Here is a 25,078-nt window from a genome sequence, read left to right as displayed (position 1 = left end):
AAGGAAGGGGAGAATTAAGGTGAGTAATTTTCTTAACAAAGTAGATTTTGCAGTAATTCTTTTGGTAAAAAATGCTAATCCCAACGGAGATCCTCTCAATGGCAACCGCCCCCGAGAAAATTATGAGGGGTTTGGGGAAATTTCCGATGTCTGCATTAAACGCAAGATCCGCAATCGTTTACAGGACCTGGGTCAGGAGATTTTTGTCCAGTCCGATGAACGGCGGACCGATGGATTTAGAAGCTTGAAAGACCGGGCAGACGGTTGTGCCGAGCTTAAAAAGGCGGGCAAGGACAAAGAGCAATATGCAGCCATATCCTGCCATAAATGGATTGATGTTCGGAGTTTTGGGCAGGTGTTTGCCTTTAAGAAGGCAAACGATGATAATGCTGTTTCCATTGGTATCAGAGGTCCGGTTTCCATTCACTCTGCGGTCAGTGTGACACCTATTGAGATCTCCAGTATCCAAATAACTAAAAGCGTTAACGGAGAGACAGGGAAAGATCCCGATAAGAAAAGTCCTGATACTATGGGGATGAAGCACCGGGTTGATTTTGGGGTGTATGTGTTCTATGGCAGTATCAACACCCAGCTTGCCGCTAAAACAGGTTTCAGTGAAGAAGACAGAGAGTTGCTTAAAAAAGCCTTGATCACTCTTTTCGAGAATGATTGCTCTTCCGCTCGGCCCGACGGCAGCATGGAAATTTGCAAAGTATATTGGTGGAAACATAACTCCCAATCCGGACAGTATTCTTCCGCCAAGGTTCACCGAAGTTTGAAGGTTGTGCCTACCAGGGACAATCCCAAAAGCATTGAAGATTTCAAGATCTCTCACGAAGAGTTGGCCGGATTGTCTCCGGAAATTTACGATGGGATATAGAGATGGAATACCAAGAAGAGGAGTTTTTGCTCTTATCCGGAATCCAGCACTACGTGTTTTGCAAACGTCAATGGGCTTTAATCCATATTGAGCAGCAATGGCAAGAGAATTTGCACACCATTGAAGCGGAATTCTGCACGAGAAAACCCATGACAATACCATCAAAGAAAAGCGGGGAGATCTGATCATCTCCCGGGGTATGGGGATTTTTTCCCGTACCCTAGGGATCATCGGAGCATGTGATGTGGTGGAATTTCATAAGTCCCGGGAAGGAGTCACCCTCCACGGCCGAGAGGGAAGTTATCAGTCGGTTCCTGTGGAATATAAGCGTGGCAAGCCTAAGCAGGACAATGCGGATGTGTTGCAATTATGTGCTCAAGCCATGTGCTTGGAAGCGATGCTCTTGTGCAGCATATCGGAAGGATTTTTGTATTATGGGGAACCTAAACGCAGGTTTAAAGTTGCTTTGGATAAGGAAATCCGAGAGGAAGTCAAGCGGATTTGTAAAGAAATGCATGAACTATATGATAAGAGACATACCCCTAAGGTTAAAACAACGAAGGCTTGCAAATCCTGTTCCCTTAGCGAACTTTGTCTGCCGAAGCTTTGTAAAAATCCATCTGCCATGAACTATATGAAGAAGAATATTTCGGAGATCGAGGTTGATCAATAAGAAAATTATTAAATACTCTCTATGTGACTTCCCCCAATACTTATTTATCCCTTGATGGAGAAAATATTGTGATTTTGAAGGATGATGTGGAAGCACTGAGAGTCGCCCTGTATGATGTTAATACTCAAACAGCAGCAGGAAGAAAGCGGTTGCGTCAAGTTGCGAAGCAATGTGTGAGCTATGGACAGCGTGTTCAAAATTCGGTTTTTGAATGCATACTGGATGCGGCAAAATTTCGTGAAGTCCGGCATAAGCTTGAGAAGATTATTGATACGGAAACAGACAGCCTGAGGTTCTATATGTTAGGTAATAACTACAGAAACAAGGTTGAGCATATTGGTGCGAAGTCTTCATTTAATGTTGAGGATACCCTGCTGATTTAGTGCGAACCTATAGTGCACATAAAATTCCCGAGAGGTTCGCACCGCGAAATTAGGGATAATTTGTTGGAATATGAAGAAAACAACGGGTTTGTTACATGTTTTTTAATAAAAAAGTTTAAAAAAGCAAGAAAAATGTTATCTGGTTGATAATTTTTATTACTTTTTGCTGTCACTCCCTACACGGGAGTGTGGATTGAAATACTTCGTTAAAGGAAAAGAATTTTCTGTTGCGAAGGTCACTCCCTACACGGGAGTGTGGATTGAAATGGAACATGTTTTATTCTCAACCATGTAAACCTTTTGTCACTCCCTACACGGGAGTGTGGATTGAAATTTTTTGTACTATTACAGGTATTACATCCTGGTACGTCACTCCCTACACGGGAGTGTGGATTGAAATTTTAGTTTGTTGCTCAAACCCTGCTCTTTCTGTTGTCACTCCCTACACGGGAGTGTGGATTGAAATCCTTGACCAAGGTGTAAATTCAATGGTCCTAGCCGGTCACTCCCTACACGGGAGTGTGGATTGAAATCGCTTGTGTGTCAGTATAAGGGTCAGGAACGTCACGTCACTCCCTACACGGGAGTGTGGATTGAAATATGTTATTAATAACACGTTCAAATCTCATAAGAAGGTCACTCCCTACACGGGAGTGTGGATTGAAATATGAGACACGAAGCCTTTAGGATTATATTTTTTGTCACTCCCTACACGGGAGTGTGGATTGAAATTGTATAATTACATTAATAAAATAATTAATGAGAGTCACTCCCTACACGGGAGTGTGGATTGAAATCTTCGTGGCGTGGGCGAGGCTCCGCAGTTATTCCTGTCACTCCCTACACGGGAGTGTGGATTGAAATTTACCGACTGACAGTTTCCTGTGGGTATAGTCTGGAGTCACTCCCTACACGGGAGTGTGGATTGAAATGTTCTTCTGTTGATGATCTTCGTATGGAGTCTCTTGTCACTCCCTACACGGGAGTGTGGATTGAACTATTACATAGTCAATTGCCAACGACAACTCTTTTTCGGTCACTCCCTACACGGGAGTGTGGATTGAAATGGACCAGTTCAATATCAGTCAAGGGTAACACCCCGTCACTCCCTACACGGGAGTGTGGATTGAAATCTCCCTTGATTGAAAAGGAAATCAAGGACATGACGTCACTCCCTACACGGGAGTGTGGATTGAAATACGGCGAACTGCGACATAGCTATATAACTTGGGAGTGTCACTCCCTACACGGGAGTGTGGATTGAAATGCTCCAACAGTTATTATAAGCGCAAAAAAGACGGGTCACTCCCTACACGGGAGTGTGGATTGAAATATTGCTGATATGGCACCACCGCCAAATAAAGTCAAAGAGTCACTCCCTACACGGGAGTGTGGATTGAAATCTTGTGTGCCATCCTCAATAGCACACCACTTAACAGTCACTCCCTACACGGGAGTGTGGATTGAAATCCCCCAGAAACCTTCCTGATTCAATTTTTTAACTAAGTCACTCCCTACACGGGAGTGTGGATTGAAATCTGCTCGGATACCGCCTCTGCGTCCCCTGTTAGGTCACTCCCTACACGGGAGTGTGGATTGAAATTTTGTATGGCAAATATTCTGTAGATTCTTGCGAAAGTCACTCCCTACACGGGAGTGTGGATTGAAATCGGTGTCTGTTCCGCACCAATTTGGCCGTTAACAGTCACTCCCTACACGGGAGTGTGGATTGAAATAGCTGCTATTGCCGCGGTAGGGGCGGCGGCTTATGTCACTCCCTACACGGGAGTGTGGATTGAAATATGTGGATAGGTTTTCCTTCGGAATGCCCGGTGTGTCACTCCCTACATGGGAGTGTGGATTGAAATTGTTGTTGCTCTTGAAAACCTACTTCTGTACAATTCCCCCATAAAGTTATCTTTAAGAGCTTGACTTACTTCTGGGTCTAAGCCTTTAGCAACGCCAACTTTGTGTTCATCTGCCCAAACTAATTCCTCATTTTCTTTTAGGTATTCTTCGATAGATTTCTTCCATATTACTCATCCCTTTTATAAATAATTTGCATTCGCTTCATTTTCGCAACCTGTCTATTTACTTATTGGTTAAGTATTGGCATTAACCAATGTTTTGACCCACGGCCGATCAGCTTCATTCAATGCATTTAGAGCAGCCCATATTCATCTGTTTTTTTTGCAAGTTATAGGATAATTTTGTAATAAAGTAAAGGTTGACCATTGGGACAAAATCCATTAAAATATAATTAATCAATGAAAATGATAATCATTATCGGTTATTGATTGCCGGATAAAATAAGTCGTTGGTATGTTTGTATGGAAAATGCCGTCGAAACGGTTTTGTTGTTAAAAGGTAATTACCTATATTATTTTAAGAGGAGATGAAATGATGATAGCGCAGCCAATCATATGCAAACCCCTTCCAAATCAAAGAGAAACCGGCAACCTAAAACAAAAATGGGGCAATGAGGCTAGTTTTCGTTGTCCTCTGATCGGACAAGTTATAAAAGGTTACCGCAGGGAGGTGTGCTAGGTTGAAAGAATTAACACCAAAACAAATCACAGCCTGGCAACTCTGTTTTACCCATAAAACGAACAACCTGAGTATGGTGGACATAGCGAAGCAGGTAGATGTTCACGTTAGTACCCTGAGACGGTGGAAACAAACGTACGCCTGGAAGTCCTATCAATCACAAGTAGAGCAAATAGAAGGGACTCATTTAGACACTACTTCCTGTAACGCCCCCAGTGAACAGGCAAAGCAGAAATTACAACAGGAAAATGAAGAATTAAAAGCGATTTTGGACACCTTTGATGAAGATTTGCAAGCCTATGAAGCCAAGATTAATGCTCTGGAGGAAGAGAACCTCAATTTACTAATTAAAATTGATGAGTTACAGAACCGATTAAGAGAACAAAATCATCAATATTACAACCACTGTAAGTGCGAGAAAAAAGAAACGGAAACCTGTGATCAGAACTGCTGCAACTTTGATTTTTGTGCTAAAAGGGTTTTAATTGTTGGTGGGATAACCAAATTTAAAACCTTTTATAAAAATCTAATTGAACAAAAGGGTGGGGAGTTTGATTATTCCGATGGTTACATGAAGGGTGGGGAAAGGGCACTGGATTGTAAAATAAAGAGGTGTGACATCGTGCTATGCCCAGTGGACTGTAACAGCCATAACGCCTGTTTAAGTGTAAAGAAACTGTGTAAGAAGCATGGCAAACCCTTTAAAATGTTAATGTCCTCCAGTGTATCTGGCATATCGGAAGCCATTCGTTAGCACCAACAACCACCGTGCCAAATAGATTAGAACCGGCATGGAACGAAATCTCTTCTTTTTAAATTGTAGTGGAATGGCAGTCACCTTTTCAAAGGTGTTTTTTCTTTGGCTTGGACCCAGCGTTTATGGTATTGGTTCTCCAGGAGTAGGGGCAATGTTAAAGGGGTAACCCTAACGGTCACCCCCATTCTCGGCAGAATAATTCTAAGTAAATAGTTAAATAAGATCCATTTAATTTACACTTTTAAGATAGGAATTATGCTCCAAGAACTTCTGTGATCTTTTCTTCGACTTGTTCTTCTTCAACGTTTCCTGCCATTTTCCCTTGAAGTTCACCCTCATTAAAAAAAACGATGGATGGAACTCCCCTTAGGGAGAATCTCTGAGAAAGGTTTTTTTGTTCTTCTACGTCAACTGAATAGAAACCAAACTTTCCTTCATATTTAGGTTGTAAATCTTCTAACATCGGAACAACTTCTTTACATACGTGGCAGTTTTTTCTTGAAAATACGACCAAGCAGGGCTCTGCGTTATCATAGATGATTTCTTCAAAACTGTTTGAGTTTAATTGCTGTAAAGACATATTCTTCACTCCTCTTAATGTAAAGTATTTCAAACCGAATCATAAGCTTTATTCGGTCTCATTAATAATGCTGTCTATCATCTCGATCATATCTTCTCTTTCATGCAAACCGCCAATACGACGCTTATATTCATGATCTTTGAAGATGAGCAATTGGGGGATACCCCTTAGCCTAAAACGTTTGTGCAACTCAGCATATTTATCCACATCTACAAAATAAACCTCTAGTTTGCCGGCATAATAACTCACAAACTCTTCAACAATGGGAAGCAATTCCTTACAGATATCGCATCTTTCTGCAGCAAAAAATACCAGGGAGGGGGTGTCGCTATCAAAGATAAGATCGTCAAAGTTTTGTGTGTTTAGACGTTTGAATGTTTCGTAGCCCATGGTCTTCAACCGCCTCCCCAGATAATATTTACTGTAGTTTTAATTGTGATTTAAGGGTTTTATCATCCACATTACCAGTAAGTTGCAATAATAGCTCGCCTTTTTCCAGCAATAGAATGGAAGGTGTAGTCGTAACATGATACTTTTGGGCAATGCGTTTCTTACGGGAGACATCCACCTTTACTACCTTATATTTGCCACCCGTTGCAGCGATTAATGCCTCCAATCTACTTGCTAAATCAATGCTTTCATTGCTGGCAGGGCTCCAAAATACCAGTGCGACAGGCTTGTCAGCATTAACTACCTCTTCTTTAAAACTTTGCTCCTCATCCAAATATCTTTCAGCAGATACCGCAGCGATGGCACCATCGTTAGCCGCTGTAACTACCTGACGCAAGTATTTAACTCGAGCATCACCGGCTGCAAATACGCCATCCACCGAAGTCTCCATTTGCTCGTTTGCGATAATGTAGCCTCTTTCATCCAATTCAATTTTACCTTTGAGGAATTCTGTACCTGGTATCATTCCTACATATATAAAAACGCCGTGAGCTGGTAACTCCGTCAGTTCCCCGGTCTTAAGATTTTTGATTACTACGGACTCCACTTCGCCCTTGCCTTTAATTTCTGCCATAACGGAATTCCAAACAAACTCAATCTTGGGGTTATTAAAGGCCTTTTCCGCACTGGCTCTGTTGCAGTCAACGATGCCCACATCATGTAAAACAATGACGGTTACCTTACGGGCATACTTGGTGATGTACATAGCCTCTTCAATGGCAGCATCACCATTTCCTACCACTACTACATCTAAATCCGTGTAGAATTCTGCATCACAGGTGGCACAATAAGATACACCGGCTCCGCGCAATGACTTCTCCCCAGGAATGTTTAACAAGCGTGGCTGGGAGCCAAGTGCTAGGATGATTGCTTTAGCTTGGTATTGTTGACCTTTTTTTGTATGGATCAGCTTAATGTCACCACTTAGATCCACTTGGGTGACATCTGCCTTGATAATTTCTGCACCAAATTCTTTGGCATGGCCTGCAATCGTTTTCATTAGCTCTGGACCAGATGAACTTTTGAAACCAGGAAAATTCACAATTTCACGGGTGGTAAAGGCTTGACCGCCCACAGCACCTTTTTCTAAAATAGCTGTTTTCATGCGAGCTCTTGCTCCGTAGATGCCAGAGGAAAGACCGGCTGGTCCTCCGCCGATAATAATTAAATCATAAACTGACATTATCTTCACCTCTTAGATTAATTTTAATAAGGGTTCTTTGTTTATTTCTCTAGGTATTGATAAATTACGGTACACGCAACATGGCTATGTTACTATATTCACGTGCAATTAAATTATAAAAATCACACACCTGCTTGTAAAATACTTAGTGCTTATACCCGGTATAAGCACTCGTGTTTCATATCCGTCCCATAAGGTCTTGCCAAGCATAGGTTCCAAGCCGGTATCCTCAAAGGAACCCAATGAAGGGTTACCTGCGAATTACATGCAACGATTGGAGTGCGCCCTCGATCGGACAATTAAGGGGTATCGATTGAGTAGGAATAATTAACGGACTGTTTATTAATTTGTAGTATTACAATCCCTGCGATAATGAGAAATCCCCCAAGTAATTGCGTGATTGTAAGCATTTCACCTAATATTACGCCAGCTAATAGGATGGTAAGAGCTGGTTCAATGGTACTAACGATGGCAGATTTACTAGCACCAAGAACAGAGATACCCTTTAAGTAAAAAATAGTCGGTACAACGGAACATACTACGGCTGTTCCTAGCCCTACTAACCAACTTGATACTCCTAAGCCGGCAGTTACTAGGCTCGTAGGGGGATAGACGATGGCCGTTGCTATACTGCATACCAACATGACATAAGCAGAAATAGCGATTGGCTCTAACTTAGCGGTTAAATACTGACCATTAATATTATAAAAAGCATATAATAATGCGGACCCTAGCGCAAAGGCAATGCCTTTCCAATTTAATTGCAAGTGATCATTGAAAATGTTTATGACCATTAGGCAGCCTAGAAACGATAGAAGTAATGATGCGATTTTTTTGGTGTCAATTTTCTCACTGAAAAAGAGTGCCATAATAATTACAACCATAGCAGGATAAGCATGCAGCAAAATACTAGTTATGGATGCAGACAAATATTTTACCGCGGCAGTATAACAATAAGAACAGCCAAAAAATAATAGACCTTGCACAATCAATCCTGGCAATTGCTTTTTTATCTGGCTAGGGTTATGCTTTTTTGCCACAGTCAGAATGACAAAAAGGATAACACTGGCAATAAAAAAACGTAATGTAAGAAGAATATCCATGGTCATATTTAGTTGATAGCCAACTTTATTTAAAATTGGCAGTGTGGCATAGCCCAGAGCAGCAAATAATATGAAGTGATAACCATTTAACACTCCCATACCTCCAGTATTCTTGTAACTAGGTGGCATGAGAGTGTTTTTCTTTATTTAGTTGATCAATTAGCAGGTCTAACCTTTTACGGTAACTATTAATTCGGCTATCGTTTTTACCATTGCTGCTTGACATGTCTACAAGGCGTTCCAGTCCTAATTCAATACGCAGCACCAGTAGCTGTAGATCCTTTGACGTCATTTCGTAAATAGCCCCTTTCCTCTAGAAGTGGATTAGCTCGTACACTCGTTCACATGACAATTATAAAAAGAATGTTGAGTGCTTGTAAAATATATAACAATTATAGGGGCATAACGAATAGCTATAATGGAGGCGGTTAGATGATCGAAGCACCCGTCACCGCTTTTACCTACCAAGGGCCTTGGCCGATTTTATGTTTCAGTCTCATCCTTTTGACACCGACTTTGTTTGGCAGGTGCTTGTCTACTGAGCCTTTGGCCCGCATATCAAGTAAACATTGGCATTAGACTGTTAAAGTCCCATATATGTTTTGCTTATACCGGGTATAACTAGTCGGTATTGTACAGAATTCGACATAATTTTTATAATGAAATCGGTTAGTGAAGTTAAGTACTAACACAAAAGACCGCAAAGTGATGGCCATCACAAACAAAGGGTACACTATGAGGAGGAGATTTATGAAAAATGTTCCGGTTATGGGGGACAAGCCTATAAATGTAGCCGCCTACTTGAAATGGTTTGTGACAATCATTATCCCAATTGTAATTTTAGTGCTTCCCGAAACTGCCCTTTATACCTATCAAGTTAAAATGTTCTTATTTGTTACAACCTTAGGTATATTATTAGTGGCATTCGAACTAATGAGTTTGATGGCAGTTTCGATGATGTTCCCAGTCGGTTATTTAGTCTCAGGTTTAGTTCCGATGGAAGTAGCCTATTCAGCCTGGACAATGACAATGCCGACAGTAGTGATTGGCGGTTATTTGCTAGCAAATGTGTTAGATCGGATAGGTTTATTAAAAAGAATTGCATATTGGACAATCCTCCGAGTTGGTGGTAGTTATTACGGCCTCTTATATGGCGTATTGATTGCTGGTTTCGTTTTAAATACCGCAACAGGTGGAAATGCTTGGGTTATTATGGCCGCATTTACCTTTGGCTTATGTAAGAGTTTCGATCTGGGTAAATCCATTGATTCTGCGATTATTATGTTAGTAGGTGCTTTTTCTGCCGGTGCATCATGCGTCTTCCTTTATACACCTTATTTCATGAGTTTGATGCTTAATGCTGCTCATACGGTGGATCCTAGCATTACCTTGACTTGGCTTGGTTTCCTTGTTCAAATGCTTCCATATGCTTTGTTTATCTTTGGTTTTGTTTACATGTTGCCTAAAATTTTCAAGCCAACCAAAAAATTACCGGGTAAAGAGTTCTTTGCTACAGAGTATCAAAAGCTAGGGCCAATGAGCACGGATGAAAAGAAGGGTGCCGTCGTAACCGTTTTCCTAATTGCCTTTATGCTTACTGGCAGTCTCCATCATATTGAGCTTGACTGGGCCTTCATTGTGATTCCTTGGATGTTGTATCTGCCAGGTTTCAATGTAGGAATTGATGATGACGTTAAGAAGATTGATTTCAGCATGGTATTCTTCTGTGTTGCTTGCCTAAGTATTGGCATTACCTCTGGTCATCTTGGCATCGGTAAAATATTAGCAGCAGCAATCGTACCAATTTTAGAGCCACTATCTTCTAGCATGGTGCTTGGTGCTATCTATCTGGTAGGGGTTATACTAAACTTCCTGCTCACACCCTTTGCTATCTTAGCAGGTTTTTCAGAACCAATCGCGCAAATTGCGGCAGGCCTCAATATGAATCCGATGGGTGCACTGTATGCACTTTATGTAGGTCTTGACCAGATTGCATTCCCATATGAATATCTTACGTACCTCATTTTCTATGCCTTTGGTTTAATCAAAATGGTTGATTTTATCAAGATTATGACAACTAAGATGGTATTGGCTTCATTATTAGTGTTCTTTATACTGATTCCCTGGTGGAAAGTATTGGGCATTGTGTAAAGAATTTTATACTATAGACAAAAGAAAGGGGCAACGAAGTAATGAAAAGAACAGCACTTACCAATAAGTTATTGGTATTAGGCGTCGATGGCATGGACCCAAGAATTACCAAAAAATATTTAGCAGAGGGTAAATTGCCGAACTTACAGAAATTCATTGACCGTGGAGCTGCTAGAGAAGATTTGCAGTTACTCGGAGCAATTCCTACCATTACTCCTCCTTGTTGGACAACCCTTGCTACCGGTGCATACCCTGGAACCCATGGTATCACTTGTTATTGGAGACAATCCCCCGAAAGTCTCGATGCAGTAGTTTACAATATGGACTCTCGTAATTGTACCGCAGAACAAATTTGGAATATCACCACGGAAGCAGGTATGAAGACCCTCGTCTGGCACTGGCCCGGGAGTTCTTGGCCCCCAACCTCTCAAAGCCCCAATCTGAGTGTTGTGGATGGTACACAGCCCGGTTCTGTTAATATGGGTGTTGCACAGCTTGACTGGGAAAAAGTAATTGTTGCGAATGCTGATATTAAAGAAGTTCGTTATGCACCAAGGGTGGACAAACCAGCCGGTGTTGGTTGCATCATTTCCGACCTGGAAGACACTTTGGACAACGATGTTGATGATGAAATGATGGAACTGTGGTGGGGCGATACAGCTCGTCAAGGCGGCGAAATTCGTACCTACGTTATGGATGACGAAGATACTGAAGTTGTTATTGGCAGCAAGGTAGCCTATGACATTGTTAACTCTCCGCTTAAAGATGCTGCTGGTTGGGCCAATGCTCCCGAAGGTGCAAAGGAATTTACGATCCTAACTTCTGGTGGTGTAATGAGACGTCCGGCCTTAATTCTTAAGAATGATGCCGGCGAATATGACCGTGTGGCTATTTATAAGAATAAGAAGGCAGAAGCCCCCATTGCGATCATCAAAAAAGGTGAAATGGTAGCTGGAATAATCGATGATGTTACCAAGAAGGAAGTAACCAAGCCTGCCTGCCGTTCTATGAAGATTTTGGAATTGGATCCCGCAGGTACTCAAGTTAGACTTTGGATTAGTAACGCCTTGGACATTGCCAATGACATGTTATGGCACCCCAAAACTCTCTTTCAAGAAATCGTTGATCATGTTGGCGTAGTTCCACCTGTTAGCTTAATCGGTGGTGAAGATGCCGAGTTAGTTCACGAAATCTTTGAGCCCTCTTGGGTGCAGTACAACAAATGGCAAGCTGATTGCATGAACTACCTTATCAAGGAAAAAGGCTATGAAGTAGTGTTCTCCCACCTGCACAATATTGATTGTGCTGGACACCAGTTATGGCACCTGGCTAAGACACTGCCAGAATGGGCTCATACAGATGAAGTAACCTATCAAGGATTTATTGAAAAGTTCTACCTGCAGACAGATGATTACCTCGGTGAATTCATGCACTTACTGGATGAAGAATGGACTATATTATTAGTTAGTGACCATGGCCTCATCGTTGGGGAGAATGTACCTCCTATCTTAGGTGAGTACGGTGGCCTCAATACGAAGGTTATGGAAAAGCTGGGCTATACCGTTATGAAAAAAGATGAAAATGGTAATACCCTAAGAGAAGTGGATTGGGAAAAGACCAGAGCAATTCAGATTCGCAGCAACTATATTTATATCAACCTCAAAGGCCGTGACAAGTACGGCATTGTGGATCCCAAGGATAAGTATGAGTTAGAAGAGCAAATCATCAATGACCTGTATAATTACAGAGATGAAAGAACTGGCAGACGTGTCGTAGGCATCTGCCTAAGAAACAAAGACGCGGTGTTAATTGGGACCCATGGACCAGAATGTGGTGATATTTTCTTCTCCATTGAAGAAGGACACACCAGATTGCATGGCGATAGTATTTCAACTTCGGAAGGTTATCATGATTCATCCGTTTCTCCGATCTTCGTAGCGGCAGGACCTGGTATTAAGCCTGGCTTTACAACAGATCGTATCATCCGGCAAGTTGACGTTGCACCTTCCGTCTCAGCGTTGCTAGGTTTACGTTATCCTGCCCAATGCGAAGGTGCCCCAATTTATCAGATTTTTACAGAAGAAGTTTAATAAATAATAAGAAGCAGCTATCAGCAGGATAGCTGCTTCTTAATAGCGTACAGCAACGCCATGAATCGAATTTGGTATAGGCCTCCTGGATATGTCCAGGAGGTTTTGCAACACAATCAAAAAGTATAAAATTTTAAGGGTGATAACATTAAGAAAGTTCATAAAAATTACGATGCAATAGGTTTTGCTCATAGCGGGCATAATTTTTAAGGATTCTACTTGAGGTAAGGGTTAAAAAGGAAAAGGGATCTCAGGAGTCAGTGGAAAATATCAAAATGCTATAATAATGTTTTAGGGATGGAGTATAATATTAAATCATTAGCAAAGAAAAAACAGAGGTGATGGAATGCGTCTAGAACAACTCTATTATCTTGTTGAGATATACCGATCTAAAACAATATCTTTGGCCGCAGAGCGTTCACATATTTCTCAACCGGCTCTCAGTGCATCCATTAGTAAATTGGAAGATGAATTAGGCGTTCTTCTGTTAAAAAGAACAAACCAAGGGGCATATCCAACTGAGATTGGGGAAGCCATTATCGATAAAGCAAAATATATTTTAAATACAGTGGAAGAGATTAAGGAAATCGCCAAGATTAACAACCTGGAACTAAAGGGAAATATTTCGATGGCTGTAGAACCAGGTTTTAATATAACGATTATGCCGGAAGTGCTTACCAATTTTAAATATAACCACCCTAAGGTAGACATATTTATTAAGGTAGGAGAATCCAATAATATATTCCGAGACATTCAGGCAGGTAAAGCCGATTTTGGTATTACTTTGAAGACAGATGAAATTTTACAGGCAAAGGATATTAATATTAGGGATCTGCTTAATGATAAACTAACGCTAATCACAGGTAAAGATAATACCATTGCCAAAAATAAAACAATAAGCTTAGAAGAGGCCCTAGCCCAGCCTGTTGTGCTATATAATACTGAGTATGTAACGAACTGTGGTATATCGAGTATCCTAAGAAAATATGGCGATATCAATGTTTTGTTCAGAGTAGACAATTTAGAAATGCTGGAAAAAATCTTATTACACGGGGATTGTGTTGCCTTTATACCGCATTTAATGGCGGAAGAATATGCTAAGTTCAGTGAGATTGTAACGATTCCTATCCGTGACGTTGCTTTAGAAATTACGATAGTAATCATATGGTCAAATCGGCATCACCTTTCCATGGTAGAAAAAGAATTAATTAAGGGCATAAAATCTACCTGCTGTGAGGTTAAGTAGAAATCAGAAAAAATTAAGGAGAAATCATCATGAGTTATTTAATGCTTGCAATTGTATGTGAACTGGTTGGAACATCTCTACTCAAGGCTTCCGATGGGTTTTCTAAATTATTTCCTACGGTGGGGCTGCTAATAGGTTTTACCCTAGCATTTTTCTTTTTGTCCTTATCGCTTAAAACAATACCACTAAATATTGCCTATGCCATTTGGTCTGGGTTAGGGACAGTGGCAACTGTCATCATATCCATATTAATTTGGAAGGAAAAAGTCAATTTTGCCAGTGTTACAGGCATTGCCTTAATTATCATTGGGGTTATTGTATTGAATATGTATGGACCCGGCCATAGTGAGGCAAAGAATACCGAACGTACAGTTCAGGACAATAGCAATCGCTTTTTCCAAGCGAATAAATAAGGAAACAATCGCATAAGCAAAAAAACATGTCTTAACCCTTGGCGGGGTTGAGGCATGTTTTTTTATTACGGTCAGGGTTAACTGATAACCATACTGGCAATGGAACAGTGGGGTGATGTGGTGATCGCTTTGATATTTTTACGGAAGCGCTCATATCTCATCGTACAGTATTCCAAGAAGTCGTCACCATTGTAATGCCGAATTAAAGCCCAGACTGTCCAGAGTAGATCTTGAGCCATCATAAAGCCCTTTATTTTGAACTCTTCTTCCAGGGTTAGTGGTTGTCCAAAGTAGTTTTGAATTAAAGCATGAATGGCGTCAGCAGAAAGTTTAGATTCCAGGATGTAGGCTGCCACATCCCAACAGGGATCATTCATGCCGGAATATTCCCAGTCTATCAGATAGGTTCTGCTGGAATTGTCGATGATAAAGTTTTCAGGCACGGTGTCATTGTGGCAGGGGACCAAGCTTGTACTCTTAATATTTTTTTGCATAAAAGTGACCAATTGTTCTTTAAACGTTTTGTAATCGAAGAACAAGTCGCCGCGTTGTTGATGGATGATCCGTTCGTATTTGGCCAGCTCCGTTTGCCAATCAAAGCGGTTGGGAAAGGGCTTTGAAAAGGAGTGAATTCTTTTCATTAAGCTGGCAACAGCTTCCAAGTTTTTAGGGGAACCCGGATCGGCCTGAGCTATGTTTTGGCTATTTTTAATGTAGATGCTGATTTTAACTCCGCTATCTTCATCAAAGTAAAAGCAATCCGAGTTTACGCCAAACTCTGAAGCAATGCGATTATTGATCATTTCCATTTTGCGATCAATAATTTGTTCGGTCATGCCGCCGGGTTGTCGGATAACATATTCGCTGCCCTTAATGTTCATTATGTAGTTGTAATTGGTAAGCCCACCGGCAAAGCGGGATTTATCGAATACAATACTTTCATCTTGAAAAACATAACGCAGCTTTTGTTGGACCAATTCTTCCATATTCATATATGTTACTCCACCAAGTTAGTTAAAATTGGATTTTAGGATATTGTAAGCTTACTTTAGCAAAAAAAACGAACAAAATCAATGCATTTGGATCGGCATATTGGTCTGGCAATAAATTTCAATAGTTTTTTGTCAAATCAGCCCTTTTATCTCAATTATTCAACAAAGTCACTTTAATACAATAACCAAATTTTATTGGACATAAAAGTACTAATTATAGTTATTGATTATTCAAAATAATAATTTCTGCATGCGTTATTATAAAAACAACAAGTTACAGTGCGAATTATCAGTCAATTTTAAAAAGGCCTTCCGGTATTTTGGTGAGTAGACTGATAACGGCCAAATTATAAGCAAAGGAAAGGAATTATTCTATGAACAACACCTTAGTTCCTGCCAATGCAGCCGCGGTTGCTGCGAAAAAAAAGCTGTCCGCTAATTTTTTCAAAAAAGGAGTTATCGTTGGAATTCTTTCCGGCATGTGCTACGGGCTTTATTCCGCATTTTTGACCTTGGGTATGGCGAATGGGGTTTGGGCGGACTGGTATGGCGCAAATACTGTCGCTCTTTCGGCCTTTGTGATTACGTACATGCTAGGATCCCTGGGTAGCGCCCTGAACGACACCATAAGTGCCCTCTGGTGCATGGGTATTGCCGCTTTTAAAGGAAAGCTGGGCGACTATTTCAGGACATTGAAAACAAAGCCAGGCAAAATGATGATCATTGCAGCCCTCATAGGAGGACCCATTTCAAGCACGGCATATGTTGTTGCTCTTCAAATGGCTGGGTCTATCATCATTCCAATTACTGCTCTTTGTCCTGCCATCGGAGCAATCCTGGCAAGAATCCTATTCAAGCAAAAGCTTACTCCTCGTATGATGCTTGGTATTGCAATCTGTTTCATCGCTTCTTTAATGATCGGCAGCACAAGCATGAGTGCTGATGCGCCGGAAAATCTGCTCCTTGGAATCTGTATCGCTTTTATCTGTGCCTTTGGTTGGGGCCTGGAAGGCTGTGTGGCAGGTTATGGAACCTCCATGATCGACTATGAGATTGGGATTACCATTCGTCAGAGCACCTCTGGTCTTTCCAATCTGATCATCCTGGTTCCGCTTTTTGCGATAATGGCGGGAAATATCGGTCTTGCCCCTTCGCTTGCAGTACAAGCCGTTACAAGCGGCCCTGCAATCGGTTGGTTTGTAGTCAGTGGTTTCTTCGCTGTATTCGCATACAGCCTATGGTATAAGGGCAATAGCATGTGCGGTGCGGCCCTGGGCATGGCCTGTAACGGCGCGTTTTCTTTCTGGGGACCGTTTTTCTGCTGGATGGTGCTCGGTGTATTTGCTGGTATAGAGGGCTGGTCTCTGCCACCCATCGCATGGGCGGCGGCGGTTGTGATGGCATTCGGTATCTTGGTCATTGCGATGAATCCGTTAGACTTATTCAGAAGGAAGGAGGCCTAGGCCAATGAAACCACTGAACTACGCTATATTAAAGCATTTTACAAAGGTGAAGGAAGCCTGTGCCGACGATGTGATCGAAGCGTTAAAGGGAGAGTACGGCCATTACAAAGCGTTGAAAAAACCAGCTGTCATTGAAGCCATCATGACAGGTGAGGCTAATGGACTCCTGGAAGAAACAAGATTTGATCTTGACGAAAAGGGAGAACTAAGAGTGTATTACCGCGCACACGAAGAAGGAGCGGCAACGATAAACAGCTACATCCCTGATTAGCCATCGTTCTTTTTTCAGGCAGGACGGTAATTTTGGCTGATCCTGCCTGAAGTTGAAAAAACGTGAACTTATTTTTCTGAGATAGATATGCCTTGGCGGGTTGGATAGTGGAGTAATGTGGAAAAAGGAGTTGCTTCGATGAAATACTCTGGCGAAGAAGCTTTGGGTCTCGTTGAAACAAGAGGCATGGTGCCTGCCATTCAAGCGGCGGATGTCATGCTTAAAACAGCTGACGTTGTTCTTGTTTCCTATGAAAATGTGGGTTCCGGGCTTGTCACGGTCATGGTTAAAGGCGATGTGGCAGCCGTGAGGTCAGCTGTGGAAAGTGGTGCAGCAGCGGCGGCAGCCATTGGTGAGCTAACGGCCTCTCACGTCATGCCACGCCCCATCAGCCGGGTAGGCAAGATTGTTTCGAAGCATGACATTGATGCGGAATAAACATGGATTATTTTGGAAGGAGAAGCCGCATGGAGAAAAATGACGCTTTAGGGTTCATAGAAACCTTTGGCCTGGTTTCAGTACTGGAAGCTGCGGATGCCATGTGCAAGGCTGCGGATGTGGAATTAATTGGGTATGAAAATGTGGCTTCCGGTTTAATTTCTGTTGTTGTGCGTGGTGACGTGGGAGCAGTGAAAGCGGCTGTGGAGGCGGGCATCAAAGAAGCCAGCAAGGTGGGTAAGATCTATAGTTCCCTGGTCATTGCCAGGCCGCATGCGGACATACAAAAGATTATAGCCAGGTACAGTCTCGACTATTAAATGGTAAATGTCTATATTTTTACGGATGGCAAGGGGGGAGTAATTGAGAGATGAATAGGATTGACAATGATTTGCTCTCCGTCCAAGAGGCTCGGATTCTTGTGGAAAATGCCCGCGAGGCACAAAAGATACTGGCTACCTTTCCACAGGAGAAACTGGATAAAATTGTTGGGCAGATGGCCCAAGAGGCCTATAAGCATGCCAAGGAACTTGCCATCATGTCCCAGGAGGAAACGGGATTTGGCAAGTGGCAGGACAAGTTTATCAAAAATGTTTTTGCCTGTGATTTCATCTATAAAAAAATTAGAGATATGAAAGTGGTCGGCATTATTGCCGAGGACAAAGAAAATAAGACCATGGATATTGGCGTACCTGTGGGGGTGATTGTGGCTGTACCACCTTCCACCAACCCGGTATCCACCACAATATATAAAACCTTGATTGCCATTAAATCGGGCAATGCCATTGTTTTTTCGCCTCATCCTAAGGCTAAAAAAACCATTGGCAAGGTGCTGGATATCTTAATACGGGCGGCCGAGGAAAGTGGCTTGCCCAGCGGGGCCATTGCCTATCTGCACACACTGGCGGTTGACGGTACGGTTGCTTTGATGAACCACCAGGACACAGCACTCATCCTGATTACAGGGGTGCCCCAAATGGTTAGGGCGGCACATACATCAGGAAAGCCGACCATTAATGGTGGACCCGGCAATGGACCAGCCTTTATCGAGCGTTCTGCGGATATTAAAAAGGCCGTGACCGATATTATTGCCAGCAGAACCTTCGATAATGGAATCGTCTCAGCTTCGGAGCAATCCATCGTTGCCGAGGGATGCATCGCCGAAGAAGTAAGGCAAGAGCTGAAGCGAAAGGGTGCTTACTTCTTGTCGGTCTTGGAATCGGAAAGACTCAGTAAGTTCTTTTTCCTGCGGGATGGCAGTATCAATCCTGAAATTGTCGGAAAGTCTGCCAAAGAGGTGGCTCGAAGAATCGGCCTCACCGTTCCGGAAGATACCAAGGTGCTGATTTCAGAACAAAAATATGTATCTCCCAGCAATCCCTATTCCAGAGAAAAGCTCTGCCCGGTGCTGGCATTTTATGTGGAAAAGGACTGGATGAATGCCTGCGAAAAGTGTATTGAGCTGCTGGTGAATGAGGGACTGGGACATACTTTGGTTATCCATTCGAAGAATGAGCATGTGATTCAAGAATTTGCTCTAAAAAAACCGGTATCCAGAATACTGGTGAATACGCCAGCCACCTTAGGGGGAATAGGGGCCACAACCAATCTTTTTCCTGCCTTAACCCTGGGTTGCGGTGCAGCAGGTGGTGGCATTACATCGGATAATGTCTCGCCAATGAACCTAATTAACATCCGAAAAGTTGGCTATGGTGTGCGACGAATGGAAGATATAGCGAAAGAGGTTCAGTCGGCGGAAGTCACTGAAATAAGCGGCAATCAAATTTTGGTCAAGCAGCAAGCAACGCAAGATTCACAAGCCTTAGAGGAACTTCTGGAAAGGTTAATTGAGCACCTAAAGCAGCACGGATGATGTTGAGGTGAATAGCAGCAATGAAAAAATTTGTTCTTAAACCCAAGATTTATTTTAATGAGGGCTCCATGGAATTTCTGAAAGAGGTTAAAGGGTCCTGCGCATTTATTGTTTCGGATTCCATTATGGAAAAGTTAGGTTATCTTCAGAAAACCATCGATTATCTTAAGGAATCAGGGATACAGTCGGAAGTTTTTACAGAAGTACGCCCTGACCCAGATGTGAAAGTCATTGCCGCAGGGATCAAGCGCTACTTGGAAACCCAAGCAGATACCATTGTGGCCTTGGGCGGGGGCTCTGTCATCGATGCTGCCAAAGGTATTTTATACTCCCTATGGCAGTTCAGCAAAGCAGCTGGGGAGGAGTTTAAAAAACCGCTCTTTATTGCCATTCCTTCCACCAGCGGGACAGGCTCCGAAGTGACCAACTTCTCTGTGATTACCGCAGAAGGCGAAAAGGTATGCCTCGTAGATGACTGGATGGCTCCGGATATCGCCATACTGGATTCTACTTGCATCCAGCACGTACCCCAACAGGTGGTGGCCGATACGGGTATCGATGCTTTGGTACATGCCATCGAGGCCTATGTTTCCACCGAGGCAACCATTTGTACAGATGCCCTTGCGGAAAAAGCAATTCAATTAATTTTTGCAGATCTCAAGACTTTATATCACGACACGAACGATTCCGGTGCCAGAGAGCGTATTCAAAAGGCATCTTGTTTAGCCGGTATGGCTTTTACAAATGCGGGTCTTGGGATCAACCACAGCTTGGCCCATGCATTAGGAGCAATCTTTCATATCTCCCACGGGCGGTCCAACGCGCTGCTGCTGAATGCAGTGCTGGAATATAACGCTAATTTGAGGAGCAAAGCACAGAAAAATGTAGCTGAAAAGTATGCCAAGTTAGCCGCGGTGTTGCAATTACCTGCTCGTACATACCGAGAAGGGACAATTAATTTCTTGCAGGCCGTCAAAGACTTGACCAAAGCCCTGGGTATCCCCAAAGGCATCCAAGAATTAGGCGTTGATAAAAGCGAATTTGAGAACCAGCTTGATAATATGGCCGATCTGGCCCTGAATGATCGCTGCACTCCCAGCAATCCCAGACAACCATCCAGGGAAGATTTAATCGCTATCTATAAAAAGTCGTTTTAAGAAATCAAAGGACCTGAATAAAGGGAAAGGGAGGAAAAAAGTTGGATATTAAGGAGTTTACCAATCGGTTTGCGGATGCCACAAAACACTTATCGCCGGAAGAAACCGCAGCCGTCATGAAACTTTTCCAGGGCATTTCCAAAGAATTGTCCACAAACCGTCCTGTAACCAATCATACGGAAACCAAATCCCCTGTGTTTGAAGGGGAAATTAACGGGCTGACACCACGTTTGGAGCGATTGAAAGCAGCCTACCTAAAAGTAAAACCCAGTGTTAGTATCTATCGGGCCAGGGCCTTCACCCAAGTGACCAAAGAAAACCCCGGGCTGCCTAAAATTCTGCTCCGGGCCAAATGCTTCAGAGGAGCTTGTGAGACAGCTCCCCTGGTTATTCAAAAGGATGAACTGATTGTTGGACATCCCTGCGGTAAAGCCAGAGCCGGCGCAGTATCACCGGATATTGCTTGGAGATGGATTCGAGACGAGCTGGATACCATGTCCACCAGACCCCAGGACCCCTTCGAAATTACTGAGGAAGACAAGCGGATTTTACGGGAAGAGATCTTCCCCTTCTGGGAAGGTAAAAGCGTGGATGAAATCTGCCAGCAACAATATGAAGAAGCTGGCGTATGGTCCTTTTCGGGCGAAGCTTACGTAAGTGATCTTTCTTATCACCAGATTAATGGTGGCGGAGATACCTGCCCTGGTTATGACGTAATCCTGGTTACAAAAGGCATTAATGGTGTAAGGCAGGAGGCCGTCGAAAGACTCAGCAGATTGTCCATGGTGAATCCAGAAGATATTGATAAAATTTACTTCTACAAAGCTCAAATAGAGACTTGTGACGGAATTTTGGCCTATGCCAAAAGACTTTCCGATTATGCCAGGGAACTGGCAGACAGGGAGCAAGATTCAGCCCGCAAGATAGAGCTTTATAAGATTTCCGATATTTTGACTTATGTACCAGCCAATCCACCCCGGACCTTCCATGAAGCGCTTCAGTCAATCTGGACGCTGGAGTCCCTATTTAATGTGGAAGAAAACCAGACCGGTATTTCTCTGGGACGCTTGGATCAATACGTTTATCCCATGTTCAAGGCCGATATGGAAGCTGGGCGTATGAACAAACTGGAAGCCTTTGAACTTCTTAGTTGCTTTATTATTAAATGCTCGGAAGTCATGTGGTTGTCCAGTGAACTGGGAGCAAAATATTTCGCCGGCTATCAACCCTTTGTCAACTTGACAATTGGCGGACAGAGGAGAACCGGTGGTGATGCAACCAATGACCTGACCTATCTAATCATGGATGCCGTTCGCTTCACCAAAATGTATCAACCGTCCCTGGCTTGCCGGATTCACAACAAATCACCGCAAGAGTATTTAAAGAAAATCGTAGATGTGGTTAAAGCAGGGCTTGGCTTCCCGGCCTGCCATTTTGATGATAGCCACATTAAGATGATGCTTGCCAAGGGCTTCAGTATGGAAGATGCAAGGGATTATTGCCTGATGGGCTGCGTTGAGGCTCAGAAGTCCGGCAGAATCTATCAGTGGACCTCCACCGGTTATACCCAGTGGCCCATTGCCATTGAATTTGTTCTGAATCGAGGCATGATGAAGTGGCATAAAACCATGCAAGGCCTCGACACCGGGGAGCTTGACAACATCAAAACCTTTGAAGAATTTGATGCTGCGGTTAAAAAGCAAATTGAACATATTATCCGTTTATCTGCCATCGGAACCCTAATCAGCCAGCGGGTGCACAGAGACCTTGCTCCAAAACCCCTGATGTCCTTGCTGGTAGAAGGTTGCATGGAAAAAGGTACCGATGTTACAAACGGCGGGGCTCTGATCAATTACGGACCCGGACTGATCTTCTCAGGCCTTGGAACCTATGCGGATTCGATGGCAGCCATTAAAAAGCTGGTCTTCGATGACAAGAAATACACACTGAAACAAATGAGAGATGCCCTGGCTGCTAACTTTGTAGGCTACGAAACCCTGCGCACCGATTGCCTGAGTGCACCGAAATATGGCAATGACGATGACTATGCTGATGAAATTGCTGCAGACCTCGTATCCTGGACGGAAAGGGTTCACCGCTCCCATAAAATGTTGTACTCACATTTTAGCCATGGTACCCTCTCTATTTCCAACAACACACCCATTGGTGAAATTACCGGAGCGTCAGCCAATGGTCGCCTGGACTGGACACCACTTTCTGATGGTATCAGCCCCACACAAGGTGCCGATAAGTTGGGACCCACTGCCATCATTAAATCGGTTAGCAAACTGGATAACGAAGCGATGAATATCGGCATGGTGCATAACTTCAAACTGTTACGAGGCATTCTGGAAACGCCCGAAGGGGAAAACGGCCTGATTACCTTACTCAGAACGGCCTCCATCCTTGGCAATGGTCAAATGCAATTCAGCTATGTTGACAACGAAGTATTGAAGAAAGCCCAACTAGAACCGGACAAGTATCGAGACTTAATTATTCGTGTGGCCGGGTATAGTGCCTACTTCGTAGAGCTATGCAAGGAAGTACAGGACGAGATTATCAGCAGAACCGTGTTGGATCACTTTTAAGTTTTACTAAAAGGGATGGGGACAAATTATGAGTACAGCAAAGGGTAGTATTTTGGAAAGAAAAGCAAGAATCTTCAATGTCCAGAAGTATTCCATCTATGATGGACCAGGTGTCAGAACATTAATTTTCTTTAAGGGATGCCCCCTAAGGTGCAAATGGTGTTCGAACCCGGAGGGACTTGAAAGAAAATACCAAGTCATGTTCAAAGAAGATCTGTGCATTCACTGCGGAAGTTGTATTCCTGTTTGTCCCGTCCAAATCCATCATTTCCAGGACGCAGCAGGTGGCCCGAAGCACAAAATAAACAGAACCATTGATTGTGTTGGCTGCAGAAAGTGTGAAACTGTTTGTCCGAAACAGGCACTATCGGTTGTGGGCTCGGACCAAACCATTTCCGAGGTTCTGGAAATCATCCAACAAGATACACTCTTCTACCTGAGTTCAGGTGGAGGAGTCACTCTTGGGGGAGGGGAAGTCACGGCACAGCCGGAGTTTGCCGCTAACTTACTAACGGAATGTAAACGCTTGGGGATTCACACAGCCATCGAAACCTCTGGCTATACAAAACTAGACAACCTGCTCTTGATGGCTCCGTTTACTGATTTGTTCCTCTATGATCTTAAGCACATTGACTCGGAGCGGCATTATGAACTAACCGGAGTACCCAATGAACGGATTCTGGATAACCTTACGGAACTCATCCGCCGGGGCTATCATGTGAAAATCAGGATGCCCCTCCTTAGAGGATTGAATGACAGTGAAGAAACCATCCGCAGAACCCTGGAGTTTCTACAAGTTTTTAAGTATTATAAAAACTTTTTGGGTATAGACTTGCTGCCCTATCATAAATTGGGCATCAACAAATACAGGCAATTGGATATGCAATATGCCATTACGGAAGACTTGAGTTTCAAAGCAGAAGAGTTAGATAAGATTGAAGGGTTTATCAAGGGTTATGACTTGCAAGTGGAAGTCATCAGACATTAAATGGTATAGATCGGAGGGAATCCTATGCGTGCGGCCGATGAATTTGATAAAAAACGTATTATTCAAGAATCCGTACCAGGCAAGCAAGTTACGTTGGCCCATATCATAGCTGCCCCTGTACAAGATCTATATGAACGCTTGGGTATTGACGAGAAAGGCGCCGTTGGAATTTTGACCCTGACCCCCTGCGAGACGGCAATCATAGCAGCAGATATAGCCACCAAGACATCCGATGTAGAGATTGGCTTCCTAGACCGTTTTACAGGGTCTCTCGTTATATCCGGTGATGTTGCCAGTGTGGAAGCAGCCGTGATTGCCATAAATGACACCTTGGAAAAGCTGTTAAGCTTTACCCCGGCCAAGATTACGCGCACATGAAAAAACGAATCCTAGTAGTGGGGCCGACCCAAGCTGGCAAGAGCAGCCTCGTCAATGTTCTAAATGATTCCACCAAACCGTTGAAAAAGACCCAGGAAGTTTTTTACGGCAAAAACACCATTGATACACCTGGTTCCTATATAGAAAACCCTTCGATGTACAGGTACCTAATTGCCACAGCACAAACAGCATCCCATGTGTTGATGCTAATTGATCAATCCAGACCCCTTGAAGTATATCCGCCGGGTTTTGCTAAATCCTTTACGTGCCCGGTCAGTGGCGTCATTACCAAGATTGATTTGGCACCGGAAAATGCCGAGCTATGTATTGAACAGTTAAAAAGAATCGGTATTAGCCAACCTTTCTTCCGGATTTCAACAAAAGACAATCGAGGTATAAAAGACTTAAGGCACTATTTATTTGGAAAATAAGAAACTTTTTACAAATGATTTCTTCATATATATAGCTTTATCA

General features: G+C 43.0%; 22 protein-coding genes, 3 pseudogenes and 1 CRISPR repeat array. Of the genes and pseudogenes, 18 read left to right on the top strand and 7 right to left on the bottom strand.

Annotated features, from left to right (window positions below):
* Positions 1-19: 19 nt before the first annotated feature.
* The 3 genes and pseudogenes from cas7c to cas2 all read left to right on the top strand — a co-directional run bounded on the left by cas7c (position 20) and on the right by cas2 (position 1,936).
* Positions 20-880 (top strand): type I-C CRISPR-associated protein Cas7/Csd2, encoded by an 861-nt coding sequence (cas7c, locus tag AC1U9Z_RS05975; RefSeq protein ID WP_333529656.1) that lies wholly within the window; start codon positions 20-22, stop codon positions 878-880.
* Positions 881-882: 2 nt separating this feature from the next.
* Positions 883-1,553: pseudogene (cas4, locus tag AC1U9Z_RS05970) on the top strand (CRISPR-associated protein Cas4).
* A gap of 68 nt (positions 1,554-1,621) precedes the next feature.
* Positions 1,622-1,936, top strand: a complete 315-nt coding sequence (gene cas2, locus AC1U9Z_RS05965; protein WP_479956312.1) for a CRISPR-associated endonuclease Cas2 — start codon at positions 1,622-1,624, stop codon at positions 1,934-1,936.
* A gap of 168 nt (positions 1,937-2,104) precedes the next feature.
* Positions 2,105-3,804: direct repeats of the CRISPR family, unit length 32 nt; unit sequence GTCACTCCCTACACGGGAGTGTGGATTGAAAT.
* A 17-nt stretch (positions 3,805-3,821) separates the two neighbouring features.
* Here the strand turns inward: cas2 and AC1U9Z_RS05960 are convergent.
* Positions 3,822-3,933, bottom strand: a pseudogene (locus AC1U9Z_RS05960) (NADH peroxidase); the annotation flags it as partial.
* A 551-nt stretch (positions 3,934-4,484) separates the two neighbouring features.
* Between AC1U9Z_RS05960 and AC1U9Z_RS05955 the strand changes: the two are divergent.
* Entirely contained in the window at positions 4,485-5,237 is a 753-nt protein-coding gene (locus AC1U9Z_RS05955; protein WP_479956310.1) for a DUF2325 domain-containing protein, read from the top strand.
* 256 nt (positions 5,238-5,493) lie between these two features.
* Here AC1U9Z_RS05955 and AC1U9Z_RS05950 read toward each other — a convergent pair whose 3' ends face one another.
* From AC1U9Z_RS05950 to AC1U9Z_RS05930, 5 genes are all read right to left on the bottom strand, one after another.
* The gene (locus AC1U9Z_RS05950; RefSeq protein WP_333531695.1) at positions 5,494-5,820 is read right to left on the bottom strand and encodes a thioredoxin family protein; all 327 of its coding nucleotides are present in this window, start codon (positions 5,818-5,820) and stop codon (positions 5,494-5,496) included.
* 48 nt (positions 5,821-5,868) lie between these two features.
* Positions 5,869-6,210, bottom strand: coding sequence for a thioredoxin family protein (locus tag AC1U9Z_RS05945; protein ID WP_479956308.1), 342 nt, complete (start codon positions 6,208-6,210; stop codon positions 5,869-5,871).
* 28 nt (positions 6,211-6,238) lie between these two features.
* Entirely contained in the window at positions 6,239-7,453 is a 1,215-nt protein-coding gene (gene trxB, locus AC1U9Z_RS05940) for a thioredoxin-disulfide reductase (protein ID WP_479956306.1), read from the bottom strand.
* A 299-nt stretch (positions 7,454-7,752) separates the two neighbouring features.
* Entirely contained in the window at positions 7,753-8,649 is an 897-nt protein-coding gene (locus AC1U9Z_RS05935; protein ID WP_479956304.1) for a DMT family transporter, read from the bottom strand.
* A gap of 25 nt (positions 8,650-8,674) precedes the next feature.
* The gene (locus AC1U9Z_RS05930; protein ID WP_333531691.1) at positions 8,675-8,848 is read right to left on the bottom strand and encodes a hypothetical protein; all 174 of its coding nucleotides are present in this window, start codon (positions 8,846-8,848) and stop codon (positions 8,675-8,677) included.
* Between the two features lie 458 nt (positions 8,849-9,306).
* Between AC1U9Z_RS05930 and AC1U9Z_RS05925 the strand changes: the two genes are divergently transcribed.
* From AC1U9Z_RS05925 to AC1U9Z_RS05910, 4 genes and pseudogenes are all read left to right on the top strand, one after another.
* On the top strand, positions 9,307-10,707 hold the full coding sequence (locus AC1U9Z_RS05925; RefSeq protein WP_479956302.1) for an SLC13 family permease: 1,401 nt from the start codon (positions 9,307-9,309) through the stop codon (positions 10,705-10,707).
* 41 nt (positions 10,708-10,748) lie between these two features.
* Entirely contained in the window at positions 10,749-12,797 is a 2,049-nt protein-coding gene (locus AC1U9Z_RS05920) for an alkaline phosphatase family protein (RefSeq protein ID WP_479956300.1), read from the top strand.
* A gap of 346 nt (positions 12,798-13,143) precedes the next feature.
* Positions 13,144-14,043 (top strand): LysR family transcriptional regulator, encoded by a 900-nt coding sequence (locus AC1U9Z_RS05915; RefSeq protein ID WP_479956298.1) that lies wholly within the window; start codon positions 13,144-13,146, stop codon positions 14,041-14,043.
* Positions 14,044-14,072: 29 nt separating this feature from the next.
* A pseudogene (locus tag AC1U9Z_RS05910) lies at positions 14,073-14,387 on the top strand (DMT family transporter); the annotation flags it as partial.
* Between the two features lie 146 nt (positions 14,388-14,533).
* On the opposite strand, the gene AC1U9Z_RS05905 reads toward AC1U9Z_RS05910, so the two are convergent.
* On the bottom strand, positions 14,534-15,448 hold the full coding sequence (locus AC1U9Z_RS05905; protein ID WP_479956296.1) for a phosphotransferase: 915 nt from the start codon (positions 15,446-15,448) through the stop codon (positions 14,534-14,536).
* A gap of 374 nt (positions 15,449-15,822) precedes the next feature.
* Between AC1U9Z_RS05905 and AC1U9Z_RS05900 the strand changes: the two genes are divergently transcribed.
* The 10 genes from AC1U9Z_RS05900 (at position 15,823) to AC1U9Z_RS05855 (ending at position 25,035) form a co-directional block, all read left to right on the top strand.
* Positions 15,823-16,911 carry a hypothetical protein gene (locus tag AC1U9Z_RS05900; RefSeq protein WP_479956294.1) on the top strand — a complete coding sequence of 363 codons (1,089 nt, stop codon included), beginning with the start codon at positions 15,823-15,825 and terminating at the stop codon, positions 16,909-16,911.
* 4 nt (positions 16,912-16,915) lie between these two features.
* A complete protein-coding gene (locus tag AC1U9Z_RS05895) occupies positions 16,916-17,182 on the top strand; it encodes a hypothetical protein (RefSeq protein WP_333531684.1) in 267 nt (88 codons plus the stop codon).
* A 138-nt stretch (positions 17,183-17,320) separates the two neighbouring features.
* A complete protein-coding gene (locus tag AC1U9Z_RS05890; protein ID WP_333531683.1) occupies positions 17,321-17,620 on the top strand; it encodes a BMC domain-containing protein in 300 nt (99 codons plus the stop codon).
* A gap of 29 nt (positions 17,621-17,649) precedes the next feature.
* Positions 17,650-17,940, top strand: coding sequence for a BMC domain-containing protein (locus AC1U9Z_RS05885; RefSeq protein WP_333531682.1), 291 nt, complete (start codon positions 17,650-17,652; stop codon positions 17,938-17,940).
* A 50-nt stretch (positions 17,941-17,990) separates the two neighbouring features.
* On the top strand, positions 17,991-19,493 hold the full coding sequence (locus tag AC1U9Z_RS05880) for an acetaldehyde dehydrogenase (acetylating) (RefSeq protein WP_479956292.1): 1,503 nt from the start codon (positions 17,991-17,993) through the stop codon (positions 19,491-19,493).
* 20 nt (positions 19,494-19,513) lie between these two features.
* Positions 19,514-20,650 (top strand): 1-propanol dehydrogenase PduQ, encoded by a 1,137-nt coding sequence (locus AC1U9Z_RS05875; protein WP_479956290.1) that lies wholly within the window; start codon positions 19,514-19,516, stop codon positions 20,648-20,650.
* Between the two features lie 41 nt (positions 20,651-20,691).
* Complete coding sequence (gene cutC / locus AC1U9Z_RS05870) at positions 20,692-23,238, top strand: choline trimethylamine-lyase (protein WP_479956289.1); 2,547 nt, start codon at positions 20,692-20,694, stop codon at positions 23,236-23,238.
* A gap of 28 nt (positions 23,239-23,266) precedes the next feature.
* The gene (cutD, locus tag AC1U9Z_RS05865; protein WP_479956288.1) at positions 23,267-24,226 is read left to right on the top strand and encodes a choline TMA-lyase-activating enzyme; all 960 of its coding nucleotides are present in this window, start codon (positions 23,267-23,269) and stop codon (positions 24,224-24,226) included.
* A 24-nt stretch (positions 24,227-24,250) separates the two neighbouring features.
* Positions 24,251-24,604, top strand: coding sequence for an ethanolamine utilization microcompartment protein EutS (eutS, locus tag AC1U9Z_RS05860; RefSeq protein ID WP_479956286.1), 354 nt, complete (start codon positions 24,251-24,253; stop codon positions 24,602-24,604).
* On the top strand, positions 24,601-25,035 hold the full coding sequence (locus AC1U9Z_RS05855; RefSeq protein ID WP_479956284.1) for a EutP/PduV family microcompartment system protein: 435 nt from the start codon (positions 24,601-24,603) through the stop codon (positions 25,033-25,035). Before eutS ends, AC1U9Z_RS05855 begins: the two co-directional genes overlap by 4 nt.
* Positions 25,036-25,078: the final 43 nt, after the last annotated feature.

This window comes from Desulfotomaculum sp. (assembly GCF_982386235.1).
The sequence above is the reverse complement of the archived record's forward strand: the minus strand, read 5'-3'. Positions and strand labels throughout refer to the sequence as shown.